The following is a 17137-nucleotide window of genomic DNA, read 5'->3' as shown; positions in this document are numbered from 1 at the left end:
AACTTTTTATAAACATTAGTATTAATATTAAATTTAGAATTATGAACAAAAAGTTTTCTACTCTTTTGGCAGGAGTTGCATTGTTAGGTGCGATGAATGCCAACGCGACCACTCCGGTCACCTCTTTGCAGAAAACAAATGACGGCTTGTATCAGTTAGAGTTTGAAGCTGCTGGTGGTACAAAAAGTTATTTGTCTATGTCTGAAAGTGGTGCCTTGTATTTGGAAGGTACTGTTAAAGCAGATAACCTGGCGAAATCCTTATGGTGTGTTGAAGTTACAGAGGAAGGTTTTGGTAAAGCTCCTATCTTTGATTTTACGAACAAAGCTACTGGCCAGCGTTTGGATATTCAGTTTGCTGGTACTCTTTTGGAAGGTTTGGCTGTTGGTGCAGCTGCAACAACTTCTCCTGATGCCGATTCAACTCGTGTAGGTGGCGAAGTTTCCGGTTGGGCATTTTCTACTCAGTACACTGCAAATCTACAGGCTAAAAGAACACTTTATTCTTATTTTAAAGCAGACTCTGTTATCGGTTTAGTGAAAGATGCTGCAGGTGATAAGATTTTGGTTAAGAAAATGGGTGCATCTGAAGCTTATGCCGATGCTGAAGATGCTGCCGGTACAGCTTTGACTAAGTTTACATTGGTTGAAGCAGATGTAATTCGTTTGGGTGCAAACGAAATTAACACTTATCTGGGAATGCAGGCTGCCGATAAAGGTGTTGCACTGAAATTCTCTCCGGACGAACAGGGCGAAAAGGTTGCTGTTGCTAACCCGTTCAATGGAAAGAATGCTGGCAAGTTCTTGGCTGAAGGTGTTCCTTCTGAAAATGATTATGTATTTGTATTGACTACAGACAGTTCTTATCTGCGTGTCGATACTTCTATCGTTAATGCAAGTGGTGAAAGATTCCGTGCTTTCAAATGGTCTGATCTGAGCTATGCTAAACGTCAGGCAAGTACGGCCGCTACAAAACCGACTTCTGCTGCCGACTCTATTCGCAAAGTAACAGGTCTTGCTGATCAGTATAAGTTCGCTTTCTCTTACTATCCTTCAAAAGATAGCTTAGTAATCCAGGTTAAGTCTGCAATGGATTATGATCCGGCAACCGCTACAAATGGTTCTAATTGGGTAGCTGACGCTGCTGCAACAGTACTTCCGACCGCAGCTGGTGTAAAAGGTGAAAACAACTTTGTAACCGTTCAGGACTTAATTCAGGACAAAGTTCGTATTGTAACAATCTATGACAAGAAAGAAACCGATATCACTTTAGGTTTTAAAGGTTGCGAAGCTGGTTACAATGGTCGTACTTCTATTGCTGACGGTTTGTATTTCATCATGAACCAGAAAGGCCAGTACTTGGCTTCTCCGATCCATAAGAATGGTACATCTTTGGAATGGGTTACTGTTAAAGCTGACGAACAGCTTCCTGCTCATATGCCGGCTTACCAGTGGGTTGTATTGAAAAAGAACACTGGCGATAAGGTGAAAGCTTATTCTCCTGTAAACGTAACGAACCGTGAATATCCGACTCAGACAACTCTGTCTCAGTTGATGCAGGCTGAAGGTGCAAAATATATGACTGCTTCTGACGCTCTTTATCAGGGAGTAGACTCTTTGGTATTCGTACAGGTAAAAGATGCTGAAGGTGTTAAGGATAATGCAGCGCTGATCGCTGAAGCATATCAGGATACATTGTTAGGTTACAAGAACATCAAAGATGCTAAGTTCTTCTTGGATGAATACACATTCAAATATCTGCACCCGTATGCAACTGGCGAAAATAGCAAATATTTGGCTAAGGGTGCTGGTAAAGATTCTCTGTTGAATGTATTGAACGGTAAGGATGCATTCCGTCTGGTTGAAAAGAAGTGGGCTAATTATGGTTATGCCGGTACTGCTGCTGAATTGAAGAGAGCCGGTATCAAGAAACTGTATAGAGTTTCTTATTCTATCCAGTTGAAAGATGCCTTTATGGGTGAAGCTGCTGAAGCTAAATATGCAATGTCTAAATACTTCGGTGCTCCTGCTGACAGCTTCTTCTTCAAAGAAAACAACCATTATGAAGGCGAATGCTTCTATGCAATCGTAAAGGCTGATGATGAGACTATCGGTGATTACAAAGCCGGTGTAACAGATGATATCCTGGATGCAACCGTTAAGGTTCAGCCGCTGGGCGAAACAAGAACTTCTGCATTTGCTATCAACCCGGATAACACTCCTTTGTATCGTCGCTTCAACAACGTAAATCTTGGCGAAAGCGCAACTGATGGTCGTGATAGCCTGAGATTCTTCGAAAATGTTCGTAAAGAATATCTGATGGACGAAAACAACCGCGAAGGTGGTTTGATGGATGCTAATGTAAGTTATGCAGGTATGTGGACTGCCGATAAAGCAACAGGCTTGGCATTCCAGATCGATACAGCTTGGGTTGGTCGTGGCCGTGGTTATATCAAACCGCAGTACCTGATCTCTGTAAATCATAATGATTTCGAAGGTGTAGAAGGTACTCCTTGTACAGAAGATGGTCCGCACATCACTCCTGACGGACAGATCACTGACGATCCTATGTTGTGTAAACATGCTCATCCGGCAATCCCGGGCTTCGAAAGAGCTAAATATCTGGTAAGCTTCCAGGATTCTGTTGATGTTTACGGTCAGGATAAACCTTATGCCGATATCGCAGGTGGTTACACTCGCGTAGGTTTCGTAGAAGGTATCCGTGTTGCTGATACATTGTGGATTTTACCGGCTGAATATAGAAGCGTAGCTAATGACAAGATCGACTTCAAGGCTTTGGAAAAAGCTGATTCTACACTGTTCGCAGATGAAGGCGTACATATTAAGAACCTGTTGTCTCAGGACAATCACAAGAACTATACTTGGTCATTCCGTTATGTACATCCTGAAAACGCAGCTAACGTTACAGCAGAAGGTAAAGAAAACTCATTCCTGTTCGAATCTAACAACTATGACGGCGAAAATATCGCTCCTGAAAATGCAGCATGGTTGAAGATCCAGAATGGTTGCGTTGTTCTGACAAAAGATCCTTCTTTGTTCTCTAACGCTAAGACTGGCGGTGACGGTGCATTGGTATTCAATGTTGAAAACAAAGAAAACGATGAGCTGGCTACAGACAATGAAACAATCGCTACATCTGAAGTAACAGTAATTGCTCAGAATGGCGCTGTAAGAATTGCTAATGCCGAAGGTAAGAAAGTGGTTATCACTAATATCTTAGGCCAGACAGTAGCTAACACGGTAATCACTTCAAGCGACGCTGTAATCGCTGCTCCTGCCGGTGTAGTTGTTGTAGCTGTTGAAGGTGAAGAAGCTGTTAAAGCTATCGTTAAATAAGAAAATATAATCAATAATGACCATGCGTCCGGTCCTTTCGACCGTTCAATTAACCCGTGAGGGCGAACAAGTGGTACATTAATACTAAAGTAAAAAAATAAGTATGCTGCCCGTACTTCTGTGAAGAAAGAGAGCAGATAAAGAACAAGCCCTGACGGAATATTCCGCCAGGGCTTCGTTTTTTATCTCGTAATAGGAATATTGAAAAACTATTTATATCTTTGCTAATGCGTTTAAAGACAGAAGGAAATATGAATGCTATCTTACAAAATCGAATAGAAGCCATAAAAGATTTATGCCGGCGATACAAAGTGAAGAGTTTGTATTCCTTTGGGTCTGTCAATACTCATAAATTTACGGAACATAGTGATATTGATTTACTGATAGAGTTTGAGCCTGATATTTCAATTGAAGAATATACAGATAATTATTTCTCTTTGAGGGAGAAACTTGTTGAACTGTTTAAGAGAAAAATAGATTTGGTCACCCAGCGCTCTCTTTCCAATCCCTTTTTTATTGCAGATATAGAACAAAGTAAGAAATTGATATATGGGGCGTAATATTCAAAAGTATCTGTACGATATGCAGCAGTCTATTCTGTCGATTTATGAGTATCTGGGAGAGAAAAGGGACTTTCTTGCCTATGAACAGAATAAACTTTTACGACGTGCTGTGGAGCGTGAGTTAGAGATCATCGGAGAAGCAGCCAACCATCTTCTTGATTTGGATCCTGATATTGCTATAGATAATGCCCGGAAGATTGTAGATCTGAGAAACTTTGTGATACATGGTTATGACAAGGTTGATAATGTCATTATTTGGGGTGTTATCAGTAAAGATTTGCCAAAGCTGGAAAAGCAAGTAAATACCTTGCTAAACCAGCAGACGATCCTTTGACATTAATACTACTTATAACGCCGCAAACCTTTCATCCCCTTTGTCCGTTACCGCCGTACATTCCATTTCTACCAGCCAACCGGTGCGGCAGACAGGGGCGCGGACGATGATATGAGGGAGATTCGGATGGTTTTTATCCAGATATTGCTTGACTCGTGCATAGTCCGCTGTGTCGCGGATGTAGATGACGGCTTGCATGATGTCGTCGAGGGTGGCGCCGGCTTCTTGCAGGAGGGCGGTGATATTCTCGATCATGCGGGAAGCCTGTTGCATGACGTCGCCGGGGTGGACGATTTCGCCGTAGCGGTCGATGCTGGCCGTACCGGAGATGAAGATATGGCGGCGGTCGCCATACGTGACGGCGGTTCCTCGCTCGAAGGTGACGCCGTATTCATACGTGCGGTTCAGGTGATCGGGAGCGTACAGATATTGGATTTGCTCCGGACAGATACCCGAAACAGCATATGTGTCCATCGTGACGAATACCATCGGGTCGACGTAGCGCCCTTCGATTCCCGTGCTGGCAATGAAATGTGTCTCTTCCGTCAGGTTTTGCGTGGCAAACACCTCTTTGCGGGCTTTGACTACGCCCGGATAGTTTACGTCTACATTCTGAACGAATATCCAGGTCCGCAGGCAGTTGGCTGCCAGTGTGCATCCGGCATCCGTCAGTTGCATGATGTAATCGCGGAAAATCAGGCGCGTCTGATATTCCGAATTGGCGGCTCTGTTGCATTGGTTGGCGCCTAAAAGCTGGCTGTATGCGCTGTGGCGCGCTTCGAACAACCCGCTTGGCAAGACCTGTGTCTGCACACCCGTTTGCAGCCAGGCCCACAAAGCTATCTTTGTCCCGTTCATCGGCGCCTGCTGCACAATGGAAAGTGCACAATAGGGGGAAAGGCGTTCCCGTTCCATCAGCTCGTCCGTCTGGTTGGTCACGTCGCTCAGGAAATAACGCCGGAAAACGGCAACCGGATTACCCGGCAGTTCGGTTACACAACGCGCGTAGGCTTCTTGTATCTGTTGTAATTGAGCGTGGAAATCCTCCATGCAATCCGTCTGCCGGAAGAGAAGATGGTATTCCGTGATACCTTTGGTTGATTGAAAAGAGGTGATCTGCACCTCCGTAGTGTCGTATGTTTTCCTTATCAGGTCCATAAATGTTGTGTTTTTGCAGTTGATCGTAAAGATAAGGAAAATATCAGTTGTTCAAATCCTTTAGCGCGATCAATTTGTTGACGATCGCGTAAACGGTCAGACCGCTTGCACTGTGTACCTGCAGTTTACGGGCGATGTTCCGGCGGTGGGTGATGACGGTATGCGTGGAGAGATAAAGCCTGTCGGCTATTTCCCGGTTTGTCATGCCTTTCACCACGCAGACCACGATTTCCTTTTCGCGTCCGCTGAGCGTCTGCTGGTCGTCGCTTTCCCCTTCTGTCTCCGGAATCTCTTCGGCGTTGAGCCGTTCCAGCTTATGTCTCAATTCGTCGGTGCTGTCGTAGACCGATATCTGGTCGTCGTAGGCATGGAGTTGAACCGGATCGCATACGTTATATATAAGGGCAATACATTTCATATCCGGGCATCCGCATTCCTCTTTCAGATGTTGGAAGTTCGTGCTTCCCGGCAAGCAAGGATTGATAATCAGAATGTCCGGCTTATAGATGCGTAAGCCTTCCGTCAGACAGTCTGCCGCTGTTATTTCCGATATCTGGATGCGGAATCCGGGTAATCGTTTCAGCAGCGTTTCCAGTCCGCACCGGATGATGGCGGAGGGTTCGGCTATCGCTATTTTTATATTTGTGGACATGATCGGTTGTTTTTATTGTTTTTCCAAAGACAAGATAGCGGGTACGAAGATATAGTCTTCTACACGGTTGTGAGAAGCCAGATCCTGTTCGGTAGCAAAAATATCGAACAAGACACTGTTGAGCAGGTTACTGTCCGGCCCCGGATAGTATTTGAGAAGCAGGTTTTTCAGTTCCGTAATCTTTCCCTCGATCTGGTCGTGCCGCTTGCGGAAGATGGAGATGTTATATTTCGGGTCTTTTTCCCCTTTCAGCAGGTTGCGGACGTAGGGGAAAACGGTCTTTTCCTCGTACGACATATGCTTGTGCACTTCTTCTGCATATTCGTCGAAGAAGCGGCGGATCACGTAGGCCACGTCTTTCGGGCAGCTCGCGATCGCTTCTGTCAGTTTATGGCGGATATGGGGCAGTCGGAAGTTCAGGAAGTAGTCGTGCGCATTGTGCAGGTAGGTGATAAGCGAGGAGATGGATATATCCTTGTTGTAGCCGGCAACCGGAACCGCTTCCGCATCCGTCAGGAAGTTGACGACAGTCAGGAAAGTAAGCGTGTCGATTTCGTTCTGCCGGCATACTTCCCCGATGTTTTTCTCTCCGAACCCCAGGTCGATCCCGAAGCGGCTCATCACAAGAACCATCGGATAATTCTCGCATATCAGGTCGCTCATCTTGTCCGCTTCCCTGTATTTTCCGTTCTTCATGTTTCCCATATCTTTTATCATTTTAGGTTTTTATAAGCATGCAAATTGCGGGGCATCTGCCGGTATGACCGCCATACATTCCGTCTCGATCAGCCAGCCCGGGCGACAGACAGGTGCGTGTACGATCAGGTGGGGGAGTGACGGATAGTGGTTTTCTATGTATTGGCTGACCACCTGGTAGTCCGCCGGGTCGCGCAGGTAAACGATTGCCTGCGTGATATCATCCATTCCGGCTCCGGCCTCCTGCAACAGGGCTTCGATGTTCTCCAGCATCCGTTGCGTCTGCTTTACGATGTCGCCGGGATAGACGATCTCGCCTTTGTTGTCGATGCTGGCCGTTCCTGAGATGAATATCTGCTTCCGGTCACCGTAGGTTACGGCTGTCCCCCGCTCGAAAGTCACCCCATATTCGTAGGTCGGGTTGAGATGGGTAGGGGCGTAGAGGAAACGGATTTGCTCCGGTTGCAGGCCGTCGACGGCGTAGCTGTCCATTTGAACCAATACGTTCGGGTCGGCATGGCGTCCTTCTATTCCTGTACTGGAGATATAGTGTGTTTTCTCCGTCAATCCCTGGGTGATGAAGACCTCTTTGCGCGCTTTTACTACGCCGGAATAGTTGACGTCCACGTTCTGGACGAAAAACCAGGTGCGGATGCAGTTGGCAGCGAGCGTACAACGTTCTTCCGTCAGTAGCAGGATGTAATTGTTGAGTAGCAGACGCGTCTGATATTCGGAGTTGGAAGCCTTGTTGGCCGCTCCGCCTTCCCAGAAGTGACGGTAGCCGTTGTGCGAGACTTCCGCCAGTCCGTTATTGCAGTTCTGCACGTTCATCTCCGTCTGCAGATAAGCCCAGAGCGCGATCTTGCTGCCGTTCAGGGGAGCCTGCTGCACGATCGAGAGCGGGCAGCACGAGTTCTCGCATTCCCATTCCGTGACCAGGTCGGCCTGGTTGGCTGCATCGCTCAGGAAGTAGCGGCGGAATACGGCCATTGCGTGGGTCGGCAATTCTTCCGTCACTGCTTTGGCGTATGCTTTTTGCAGGTTTTCCAACTGGCTGCAGAAAGACAGGCAAGGATCGGTGACGGACATCAGTAACTGATATTCCGCCACTCCTCCTTTTCCTGTGAAAGAACAAATTTGAACGTGTATGGTGTCGTGTTCGTATGTTTTTGTTGTCAATGTCATGTGTCGGTACGTTTAATTATTAGGGGCATCCTCCTGTATCCAGGTTTTGATAAGCGCTAATACTTCCTGTTTGCCGGTACTGTTGAACATGTCCTTATGATAGTCGTTGTCTTCCAGTATTTCCGGCAGATAGCTGTTGTTCGGATTGCCCGGGTCTACATATTTCTTCTTGTCCGGCGAAAGGGGCGCTTCCACATCCACCAGTGCCGCATAGGATTTATCGCGTGTCAGGTTCAGCTTTCCGGCGACCTGCGTGCTTCCTCCGTGGCAGGCTATGCAGTTCGCGTCGAACACCTGCTCTTGGATTCTGTCGTAGCTGGCCAACTCCAACGCGTCCACGTCGATGACGATATTATCGCCGGACTTGTCTACTTCGTACGTATAATATGTATAGACGATGTCCAACCCGTTACTGACGACGGCAATGCAGATTTTCCGCGTGTCGTCCTTCAGGTTGTTCAGTGTGACGGAGATTGTCTTGTCTGCGTTGACCGGTTTGGAGAAACGCTTGTTCTGCGTCGGCGTATCCGAATTGTCTCCGAGGGCGACGAGCGACAGGTAATTCTTTTTTGGCCATGCCCCCAGTCCTTTGAACCGGACGTTTACGGTTGCCGTCCGGCCCAGGTCGACCGGCGTTTCCTCCGGATATATTTTCCCTTCGTCGCAAGCTGCCAGCAAGAGGGCGGCAAGGAAAAGCAGGACTCCGTTTTTTAGGGATATCATTCGTCTCATCTTGTCAGAATGTAAATTGTAACATGGCGGTAGCACTGTTGCGGGCAAGTCCGATAGCAGAGGCGTCGCGGTCGGCTTGCGTGTCGTGTCCGGAACGTCCGAGATACTGGTACATAAGTTGCAACTTCAGGTTATTGTTGAAGAAGTAGTAGTTTACGCCGACGGCCGGCATGTTCAGCAAACCGCCCTTCTTCGTCCCGTTACGGTCCATGAAGTCATAACGCAATGCGCCTTGCAGTTTGGGGGTGATGAAGTATCCGCCCTGTACGTATGCCGCCCAGAAGTTCTCGTCGGCCTTGTTCATGATCTTGGTAAAATGCATATTCATGAAATATCCTTCGGCAGCGAAATAGAAGCGGTTGATCATCCAGGCAAATTCCAGTCCGACACGTGTGTCGCTGCTGCTGAGATATTCGGCTTCTGCGTTGTAGGAGGCCGAGACGGCGATCTGCATCTTGTTGTCGTTCAGGTTTTCCGGATCTCCCTGCGAAGCTGGCATCTGTCCCATCGGCATATAGGCGAGGCGTCCGGCATAGAGCAAGGAGAGCAGCCAGCTATGGTCGTCGGTGTTCGTCTTGGTGGCCGTGTTGACGTTGATGCCTGTTCCGTTGAAGACGCCGACCTGGTAGTTCCATCTGTTGTCGAGCGTCCCGTGCAGCTGTACGCCGAGATCGAAACCGGTGGCAAAGCCCGGCACGGCATAGTTGATGTCATACGGCAACAGGATGGAGGCCGATGCGGAGAAGGGCAGTACGGGGAAAAGCGTTTCGCCCAGCGTGCTCAGGTAAGCGTGCATGAACGGCGTTTTGAATTTCCCGGCCCGGATGCGGAATTCGTCTTTCAGAGCGATGTCGAACCAGGCTTGTTGCAGCAGTGCGCCGCCGCTTTTAGCCGCATTGATGGATAGGTTGAACGTCACCTTGTCAAACGCCTTTCCTGTAAATCCTAAAATGGCATTGGGAACGGCAAAGCCCGTGTTTGCGATGTTTTTGGCATAATAGCTTTCCAGCCCCTGGTCGTCATATTCGTTCAGTGTGGCGCAAGTCTGTACCAAAACGTATGGTTTCAGCAAGAAGTCGCCCGCCTTGGTCGTGAAGGAGAACCCTTTTTTCCCGGCTAACGATACGACGTCGTTTTCTACATATTTGTCGTCTATCTTCTTTTCTGTTTCCTGGGCGATAGCCGGAAGGGCAAGGAGGCTGCATAGTGCGGCTGTCGCCAATGTAAGTATCTTTTTTTGTTTCATCGTCTTTGTATGTGTGCGTCTGTATTTATAAACTTTTTAGAAATTGGAGCAGGGCTGCGCGTTCGTCTTTCGACATACGTGAGAACAGTGTGCGCGAAGCGGCTCCTTCACCTCCGTGCCACATGATTGCTTCCGTCAGGTTGCGGGCGCGTCCGTCGTGCAGGTAATAGGTATGCCCGTTGACAACCTCCTGCAATCCCAGCCCCCAGAGCGGAGTCGTGCGCCACTCGTTGCCGCTTGCCAGTCCGGCCGGATAGTCGTCACCGAGTTCGACACCCATGTCGTGCAGCAGGTAGTCCGAATAGGGGTGGATGACCTGGTTGCCGAGTTGCGTCAGTTCCGTCCAGCCGTCCAGCAGAGATACGCCTCTGGGCCGTGTATGTAAAGTCACGGCATGGCATAAATGGCATTTGGCCTGGTAAAACAGCTGTTCGCCTTTGATGACAACCGGGTCGGTCACGTTACGCCGTGCCGGTACTCCGACGCAGTGCATATAGAGGTCTACGTTTGCCATATCTTCCGTCGATACTTCTACGCCGGAGTAGGCATTCCCCATCATCTGCGGCTGTCCTTCGCCCACTTCGTGCGGAAAGCGGTCGTTGGTGACACCCATGTCGGACGAGAAGCCTAACTCGACTGTCAAATCCTGGTGGTTGGCCTTGTTGCCGGACAGTCCGATGCCGTACCGCCCTTTTTCCGTGACGTAATTAAGCCGTCCGCTGATGCCATATTCCGGATAGTTGCTTTGCTTGGCGAGTTCCTGCAACTGGTCGAGGTCCAATGCCATCATCTGTCCCATCCCGACATGCCGCAGAGGCATACGGACAGAGATGCGCAGGTCTTCCGGCGCGATGCTGTCTGCCGACCATTCGGTTATCCGGTAGTGAGGGGTTACCAGCTCGTACTCTTCCCCGTCGGGAAAGCTGTACTTCTGCGCTGTTGTCGTTATCTTGAGCTTCCCTTCGGCTTTCGTCCCGTAGATGCTCTGGTCATGCAGGACACGTCCGTATTCCTGTATATACCCGCCTGTTTTCCGGCTGATATAAATCAGCATGGAAGAGAAACCCGAGCCGGAACCGCCGTCGGCAATAGCCGGCCGTGTGCGTCCCGTCCCTTTGTGGCAACTGCCGCATGAATATCCTCCGTAGAGAGGGCCTAAACCGTCGTCTATGCCGTAAGCGCTGTCATACAAGTCATCTCCTTTGTTGAAACGCCTCGACAGTTCCTGGTTTTCGCTGACCCAGTAGGAATCGGTGTCGTAGGCATCCGCCGCATTGGAGAAAATCGTGGAGCGGCCTGCCGAAAGTTCTTTTTCCAAGGCCGCTTTCCCGTTCGGTTTGATTATCCCGCTGTATTCGCTGACGTCGTCTTCGGTCGTACAGCTCTGGCACAACCCGAAACAACAGAAAGCGAATACAAGGATGATAGTCAATTTACCCGAAAGAAATTGATATCTTGTCATATTGATTATCAGCTCTTAATCCTGGAACTTAGCTTTAACTTTGTCTAATAATGTTTTCAGATTTGCACATTCTTCGCGGGCTGGCGTTACTTCCGGAGCATCCAGGTTGTTACGGAACGGAGCCGGGATCGCACGGATCGCCTCGATTGTCTTGTCGATTTGGACCATAACGAGTGAATCCAGTGCCGGGTTGATCACCTTGACCAGTTTCGAGATGCCGCCCGGGTTCTCTTCGTCGTAAGTGTAGTGGTCGTCTTCTCCGAATGAAGTTGTCATGTGTCCGCCGTAATAGCAGTTGCGGATGCTCTGGATATTGTCTTCATAGTCATCCAATGAGTTCCAGCTGTACCACGATTCGACGCCCAGCACGCCGCTGTTGTCTTCGCCGAACTTTCCGGCTGCCGCATCTTTGGCATAATCGTCTGCCGGAACGCCGATTTTCGATTCACCGACTTCGTTGGCAATGGCTGCCATGCCGTTGCCTCCGTTCAGCATCAATTCCAGTGCGGCATTTGCACTCGACAACGTGTAAGTCCCGTCATGCTTCTTCATCGCTTCGGCATAAGAGGTCGGAACATCTTCGTCTCCCAGACCGTCTTTCCATGCTTTGTAGAGGTTTGTACCGTCATTCACCAGGTGCTTTACCGCTTTTTGCAGATAGATGATTTCGTTTGCAGACAGGTCGGCAGCCTTTTTGGCATTTCCGTCTTTGAACAGCAGATATTCGACGGTGTGGAAACCGCGCAGGTTCTGGGCTGGGTTTTCTGCCGTTTCGGATTCATCGACACTTCCTTCGATCGCATCCCAGTTCCCGTTTTTGATGATCTGGTCGATACCGTTCTTGTCCAACGGCCAGCTGTCCATACTGGGGTCGAACGATTCCAGGTCTGCCGGACCGAAAAGGAAGGCTTCGCTTTGCTCCCAATAGATACGGGCATTACGCCATTCGGTGCAAGCCTCTTCCAGCGCATTGTCGTTCGGGCTGGCGGCGAAAGCGTCTACGGCCTGTTGCAACTTGTTCATATTGTCGACCATTGTCTTATAGGTAGGAAGTGCCACTTCGTCTACGAAGGTTTCCACAACCGCATCCATCTGTGCATCCGTCAGCTTTTCGCCGGAATCCGGACACTGGTCTATCGTTTTGATTGTCCAACCTCCTACGGGAGGTTCTGTTTTTCCGTTATCAGGATCATCGTTGTCGCTGCATGCGGGCAGGAAACACAAACTGCATCCCATCAGCATTAAGGTAAAAAAGTTACTTTTTTTCATTTTGTCTGTAATTAAATGATTTAACACGCTTTATTTCTTAATGAACCAACCGATATAGGCGATTCCTATGGAGACTGTATTTTCTGCATTGTAGTCGCCCCATCCGATGTTGCGGTTGGAATAGTCCGCTTTGACGACCAGGTTCGGCAGCGGATAATAATTGAGGCCGGCTGTGATCACGGACGACTGGAAACGTTTGTCTGCCAATTGTCCTTTGTTCGGTTCGACATCTTCCATCGGGTTGTAATATTCATACCGCACGAACGGATAGATGCGCGGCGCCTTGCCTCCGAAGAAAGAGCCGATATTGTAGCCGACTTCGCCTGCATAGCTTACTGCCTTTTCGGCAACCGGTTTGGTCGGGTAGCCGGATGCGGATGACGATTTGCGGTTGATTTCCGACAGGATCGCACTTTCACCCAGATGCCCCCACACGAAGTTTGCCCGTGCAATCAGGTTCTGGTTCGGGCTCTTGTATTCGGCATCCGCCGTCACGATCGTTACCGGAAATTTGTAGTGTTTGCCTGTTGCCGAGTTGATATTTCGTGTCGGTTTCGAACCGTTCTTGGCCGTCTGGTTGTAGTAGACGGATGCGCCTACGCGCAGGCCGCGTATCTTCTTTGTCCCGTTGTAGTTGAGGCGTGCCACGAATGCCGGGCTGGTGAAGTTGCTGACTTCGAATGCGCCCTGTTTGCCGTTGCTGATCCAGTCCTCGCTGCGGAATCCCTGCGGGTCGAGGCCCGAAACCATTTGCAGTTCGTAGTCGAAATTCCACAAGTCGCCGAAGAAAGCGATACCCGTTTCATGCCAGGTGGAGGGCAGGATTGTCGTTTCTCCTTCCGGGCGGTAAACGCCGAAGAAGTTAAGCGGTTCGTGGTGCGTATTGGTCAGCCCGACCGGCACGATCATGTGGCCGAACCGCATATTGAAATGCTTGTCCATCAGGTAAGAAATGTGGAACTGTTCCAACGCCACTTCCCCGCCTTTTTCTATTTCAGTTTCATATTCCCCGTTTTCTTCATACCATTCGATCTCGCGGGCTGTTCCTGTCCCTCCGTATTCAAATTCTATTTCGGAACTCAACACCCATTTGGGCGAAAACTTGTAATCGAAAGCAAGAATAAAGCGGGGGATCGAGATGCTTCCCCTGTTATAACGCTGCGAACCGTCCGGGTTCTTGAAACGGTTGAAGTCATAATCCATATAACTTGCCGCCATTTCCCCGTAGCCGCCGAAACGGAATTTCTGGTAATCGTTGTAAAGTTCTTTTGCTTTAACGGTAGAGCTCATATCGCTTTCCTGTGCCATCAACGGGCCGCAGGCGCAGATTGCTAAAGTTAGAAAATTTGCTAATCTTTTCATTGCGTTTTAAAATTTTGGGCAAAATTAGAGGGGTTACGGACGGTGCGCAATCGCAATTAGTAGGTAAAAAGGGTTTCTTGTTACCTATTTGTAGGTATTATCCGGTTTTTAGTCTTCATTTTGTTTGAATATCACCTCGAGTAGGTAGACAATGGCGTTTTTTTACTCATATATAGGTATTGTGGAGGCTGTAAAGTGGCCGTATCTTTGCAATGTCATTAAGAAAGTAACACTATTAGTATAATCGCTGTATCAAAACCTTTTGCTAATTATGTAAGCATATAAGATGATTAAACGTATTGGAAAGTTTTTATTGGTTATTTCCAGTATAAAAAAGAGGCCTCTCTGTGAAGAAAGGCTTCTTTTTTGTTATAAGGCTTCCGCCTTTTTTCACGTGTTTATTTTTCTTTATATATTAAACGCAAAATACAATAACCCCCTTTTTGGCCATTTTTCTATTTCATCCGAAATCTTGATCGATTTTGAATTGACTCTTTTCGCGCTTTTGGCCTTTACGGATGACAACAGATAGAATGAGGTGCGCAGCCCATTCCGGAAAACGTGCAATTTGATTACCGGAAATCGGAAACGCTGACAATGTGATAAACCTTAACTCCCGGAGAATCGATTATTTCAAAATAAAACGGACCGCGCTCCAAATATCCAAAAGAAGTTTTGGGGGCTTGTCGCCACGACGACCGTCTTTATCGCCCTCGCGACCGTCTTCATTTGAATGATGACCGTCTTCATAGGGTATGGCGACCGTCTTCAGGGCGATAAAGTTCCGGGAAAATGAAATAAAGGTTGACTTCCCGGCAAAAAACTCCCGGAAAAGAGGAAAAAGCCCCTTTTTGGCGGCTGAAAAGTGGATTAACATTTATTTGATTTCGGACCTCTTCCGAAGGTGAAAAAAGCGTTTTATACAATAAGCCTTCCCTCTCTGGAAATCAAAAATAGTTTCCATGCCCATCCATCCGAAATTCCATGCTCATGCAATCAGATTTTCATGGGCATGGAATCTGCTATTGGAGATTTGGAATCTAAAAAAGCTAAATAGATGCGCTGGTAATTAACAAAAAAGGACACTTGCGTTTGCGTTTCCCGGAAAACTCCTGGAAATGACCATTACATCAAAGAAAACCAAAAAATATAAAACATTGACAAACAGAGGGATAAATAAAAACAGGACGACGAAAGAATCGTTAAATTTTCATGTGAAAACCGGGTGAAAAGCAGCTGTAAATAATTGAAGTATAGTAGATTATGTGGGATGAGTAGAATGACTAACGAAAACGTACGTTTTCATTAGTCATTTCCAAACGGCTTCCTATCTTTTTATAATTCAACGTCTTACATTCAATTTCACACCCCATTTTACCCCCTAAAACAGCCCTTCTACGCGTACATTATATAATGTATTACATTGCTATTAATCAACCAATTACGAAAACCGCCAAAATGTAAAAAAACGCTTTTTCGCGGATAACCGCCTAAAAAGGCCCTTTTTAGCCCCTATTCAAGACGGATATTTTTCCAAAAACAGGCTGATCATTTGCTTCCCGACGCGAAACTAAAGTGTCTGCGGTCGAAACTAAAGTTTCACGGCAGGAAACTAAATTTTCGTCCGAGGAAACTTTAGTTCCATCGGCATGAAACTTTAGTTTCAAAGCAAGAATCTTTCTGAAACTTTAGTTTCAAATATTTTTCCGGCTGAAACTACTTGGTATTCCGAATTTACTAATTTCGTAAGCGCTGCCTGCGGAATCTATTTTTTATGTATCTTTGGGCTATTCAAACACCAAGACAAGAGAGAAAAAAGCCTATGTATAAGAATGGTAAATATCGGGAAACCGACAAAATGAGCGATCTGATCTGCGAGAACTATCCGATGGTGCTTGTCATGAGCCGCTTCGGCATCGCACTCGGATTCGGAGAAAAGAACATCGGAGAGGTATGCCGGCAGAACGGCGTCGATCCCTGCACGTTCCTCGCCGTCGTGAACTTTCTGACGGAAGATGTTTCGGCACCGATGACTAATATTGACAAATGCCTGTCTATCGAGGCTTTGATCACTTATCTGCATAACGCGCATGCCTATTTTCTGGATTTCCGGTTGCCGCATATACGCCGCAAACTGACGGATGCCATTATGGATTGTCCGTCAGACGTGGCTTTCGTCATTACCAAATTCTTTGACGACTATGCCGCAGAGGTCAACAAACATATGTCCTACGAAGAGAAAACGGTGTTCCCGTATGTAAAGGGGCTGTTGAAGGGCGTAAAGGACCCGAAATACAATATCACGATCTTCCGTAAACATCACGACCAGATCGAGATGAAGATTATCGAACTCAAAAATATCCTGATCAAATATTATCCGGGGCCAGGCAGCAACCTGTTGAACAGCGTCTTGTTCGATATCTTTGCGACCGAACAGGATCTGGCTTCCCATAATCACGTCGAGGACTATCTTTTCGTGCCGGCGATCCTGGCATTGGAAAAAACAATCAAGTGATCCGATGAGTACCTTATTAACGATAGCTATTGCCGATCCGTCCGCTATCATCCGAAGCGGATTGGAAACGGTGTTGAAACGGCTTCCCGGCTTCCGCATCCAGGTCGTTGAAATTGCCACCATGGAGCTTCTGCAGGAAACGCTTCGCTCGCACAGGCCCGACATGCTGGTCATCAACCCGGCGATTCCGGGCTGTTTCTCCCTGCAACAGATCAAGGAAGAGGCGGGCTGTACGGAGATGAAATGCATCGCCCTGCTGTATGCCGTCGCCGATCACACGCTGCTCCGCCCTTACGACGAACAGATCAGCATATACGACAGTCCGGACGAGCTGCGCCATAAACTGGAACTTCTCCACACGCCACCGGCTGAAGAGACCGAGAACGAAGAACAACAAACACTCAGCACACGCGAAAAGGAAATCGTTGTCTGTGTTGTCAAGGGAATGACGAACCGCGAGATCGCCGACCGCCTGTTCCTTTCCACGCATACTGTCGTCACACACCGCCGAAACATTGCCCGGAAGCTGCAAATCCATAGTGCCAGCGGTCTGACCGTGTACGCCATTGTTAACAAATTAGTAGAACTGAACGACATCAAATTATAA

Annotated in this window: 15 protein-coding genes; 5 read left to right on the top strand and 10 right to left on the bottom strand. The window is 47.9% G+C overall.

Annotated features, from left to right (window positions below; translation table 11 throughout):
• Positions 1–41: 41 nt before the first annotated feature.
• The 3 genes from DWW90_RS12135 to DWW90_RS12125 all read left to right on the top strand — a co-directional run bounded on the left by DWW90_RS12135 (position 42) and on the right by DWW90_RS12125 (position 4253).
• Entirely contained in the window at positions 42–3356 is a 3315-nt protein-coding gene (locus DWW90_RS12135) for a DUF6383 domain-containing protein (RefSeq protein WP_122345153.1), read from the top strand.
• A gap of 251 nt (positions 3357–3607) precedes the next feature.
• On the top strand, positions 3608–3916 hold the full coding sequence (locus DWW90_RS12130; protein ID WP_122331828.1) for a nucleotidyltransferase family protein: 309 nt from the start codon (positions 3608–3610) through the stop codon (positions 3914–3916).
• Positions 3906–4253 (top strand): DUF86 domain-containing protein, encoded by a 348-nt coding sequence (locus tag DWW90_RS12125; RefSeq protein WP_122331752.1) that lies wholly within the window; start codon positions 3906–3908, stop codon positions 4251–4253. The genes DWW90_RS12130 and DWW90_RS12125 overlap by 11 nt, the downstream gene beginning before the upstream one ends.
• Before the next feature lie 12 nt (positions 4254–4265).
• Here DWW90_RS12125 and DWW90_RS12120 read toward each other — a convergent pair whose 3' ends face one another.
• The 10 genes from DWW90_RS12120 to DWW90_RS12070 form a co-directional block, all read right to left on the bottom strand.
• The gene (locus DWW90_RS12120; protein WP_122345152.1) at positions 4266–5411 is read right to left on the bottom strand and encodes a Rid family hydrolase; all 1146 of its coding nucleotides are present in this window, start codon (positions 5409–5411) and stop codon (positions 4266–4268) included.
• Between the two features lie 43 nt (positions 5412–5454).
• Positions 5455–6063: a response regulator transcription factor gene (locus DWW90_RS12115; RefSeq protein WP_122345151.1), complete on the bottom strand. Its 609-nt coding sequence runs from the start codon at positions 6061–6063 to the stop codon at positions 5455–5457.
• Positions 6064–6075: 12 nt separating this feature from the next.
• Positions 6076–6780 carry a hemerythrin domain-containing protein gene (locus tag DWW90_RS12110; RefSeq protein ID WP_122345150.1) on the bottom strand — a complete coding sequence of 235 codons (705 nt, stop codon included), beginning with the start codon at positions 6778–6780 and terminating at the stop codon, positions 6076–6078.
• 9 nt (positions 6781–6789) lie between these two features.
• A complete protein-coding gene (locus tag DWW90_RS12105) occupies positions 6790–7944 on the bottom strand; it encodes a Rid family hydrolase (protein ID WP_122345149.1) in 1155 nt (384 codons plus the stop codon).
• Between the two features lie 12 nt (positions 7945–7956).
• Entirely contained in the window at positions 7957–8676 is a 720-nt protein-coding gene (locus DWW90_RS12100) for a hypothetical protein (RefSeq protein WP_122345148.1), read from the bottom strand.
• A 4-nt stretch (positions 8677–8680) separates the two neighbouring features.
• The gene (locus DWW90_RS12095) at positions 8681–9922 is read right to left on the bottom strand and encodes a porin (protein WP_115499635.1); all 1242 of its coding nucleotides are present in this window, start codon (positions 9920–9922) and stop codon (positions 8681–8683) included.
• 25 nt (positions 9923–9947) lie between these two features.
• Positions 9948–11384, bottom strand: coding sequence for a di-heme oxidoredictase family protein (locus DWW90_RS12090; protein ID WP_122345147.1), 1437 nt, complete (start codon positions 11382–11384; stop codon positions 9948–9950).
• A 15-nt stretch (positions 11385–11399) separates the two neighbouring features.
• Positions 11400–12653: an imelysin family protein gene (locus DWW90_RS12085; RefSeq protein ID WP_122345146.1), complete on the bottom strand. Its 1254-nt coding sequence runs from the start codon at positions 12651–12653 to the stop codon at positions 11400–11402.
• Positions 12654–12683: 30 nt separating this feature from the next.
• Positions 12684–14015 carry a hypothetical protein gene (locus tag DWW90_RS12080; protein WP_115499638.1) on the bottom strand — a complete coding sequence of 444 codons (1332 nt, stop codon included), beginning with the start codon at positions 14013–14015 and terminating at the stop codon, positions 12684–12686.
• Positions 14016–14643: 628 nt separating this feature from the next.
• The gene (locus tag DWW90_RS12070; protein WP_122345144.1) at positions 14644–14892 is read right to left on the bottom strand and encodes a hypothetical protein; all 249 of its coding nucleotides are present in this window, start codon (positions 14890–14892) and stop codon (positions 14644–14646) included.
• A gap of 945 nt (positions 14893–15837) precedes the next feature.
• On the opposite strand from DWW90_RS12070, the gene DWW90_RS12065 reads away from it, so the two are divergent.
• Together DWW90_RS12065 and DWW90_RS12060 are read left to right on the top strand one after the other, a co-directional pair.
• Positions 15838–16530: a hemerythrin domain-containing protein gene (locus DWW90_RS12065; protein WP_187574952.1), complete on the top strand. Its 693-nt coding sequence runs from the start codon at positions 15838–15840 to the stop codon at positions 16528–16530.
• Positions 16531–16534: 4 nt separating this feature from the next.
• Positions 16535–17137: a response regulator transcription factor gene (locus DWW90_RS12060; RefSeq protein ID WP_122345143.1), complete on the top strand. Its 603-nt coding sequence runs from the start codon at positions 16535–16537 to the stop codon at positions 17135–17137.

Origin of the sequence: Parabacteroides sp. AF17-28 (genome assembly GCF_003479205.1) — a bacterium.
Classification (GTDB): Bacteria; Bacteroidota; Bacteroidia; order Bacteroidales; family Tannerellaceae; genus Parabacteroides; species Parabacteroides acidifaciens.
The sequence above is the reverse complement of the archived record's forward strand: the minus strand, read 5'-3'. Positions and strand labels throughout refer to the sequence as shown.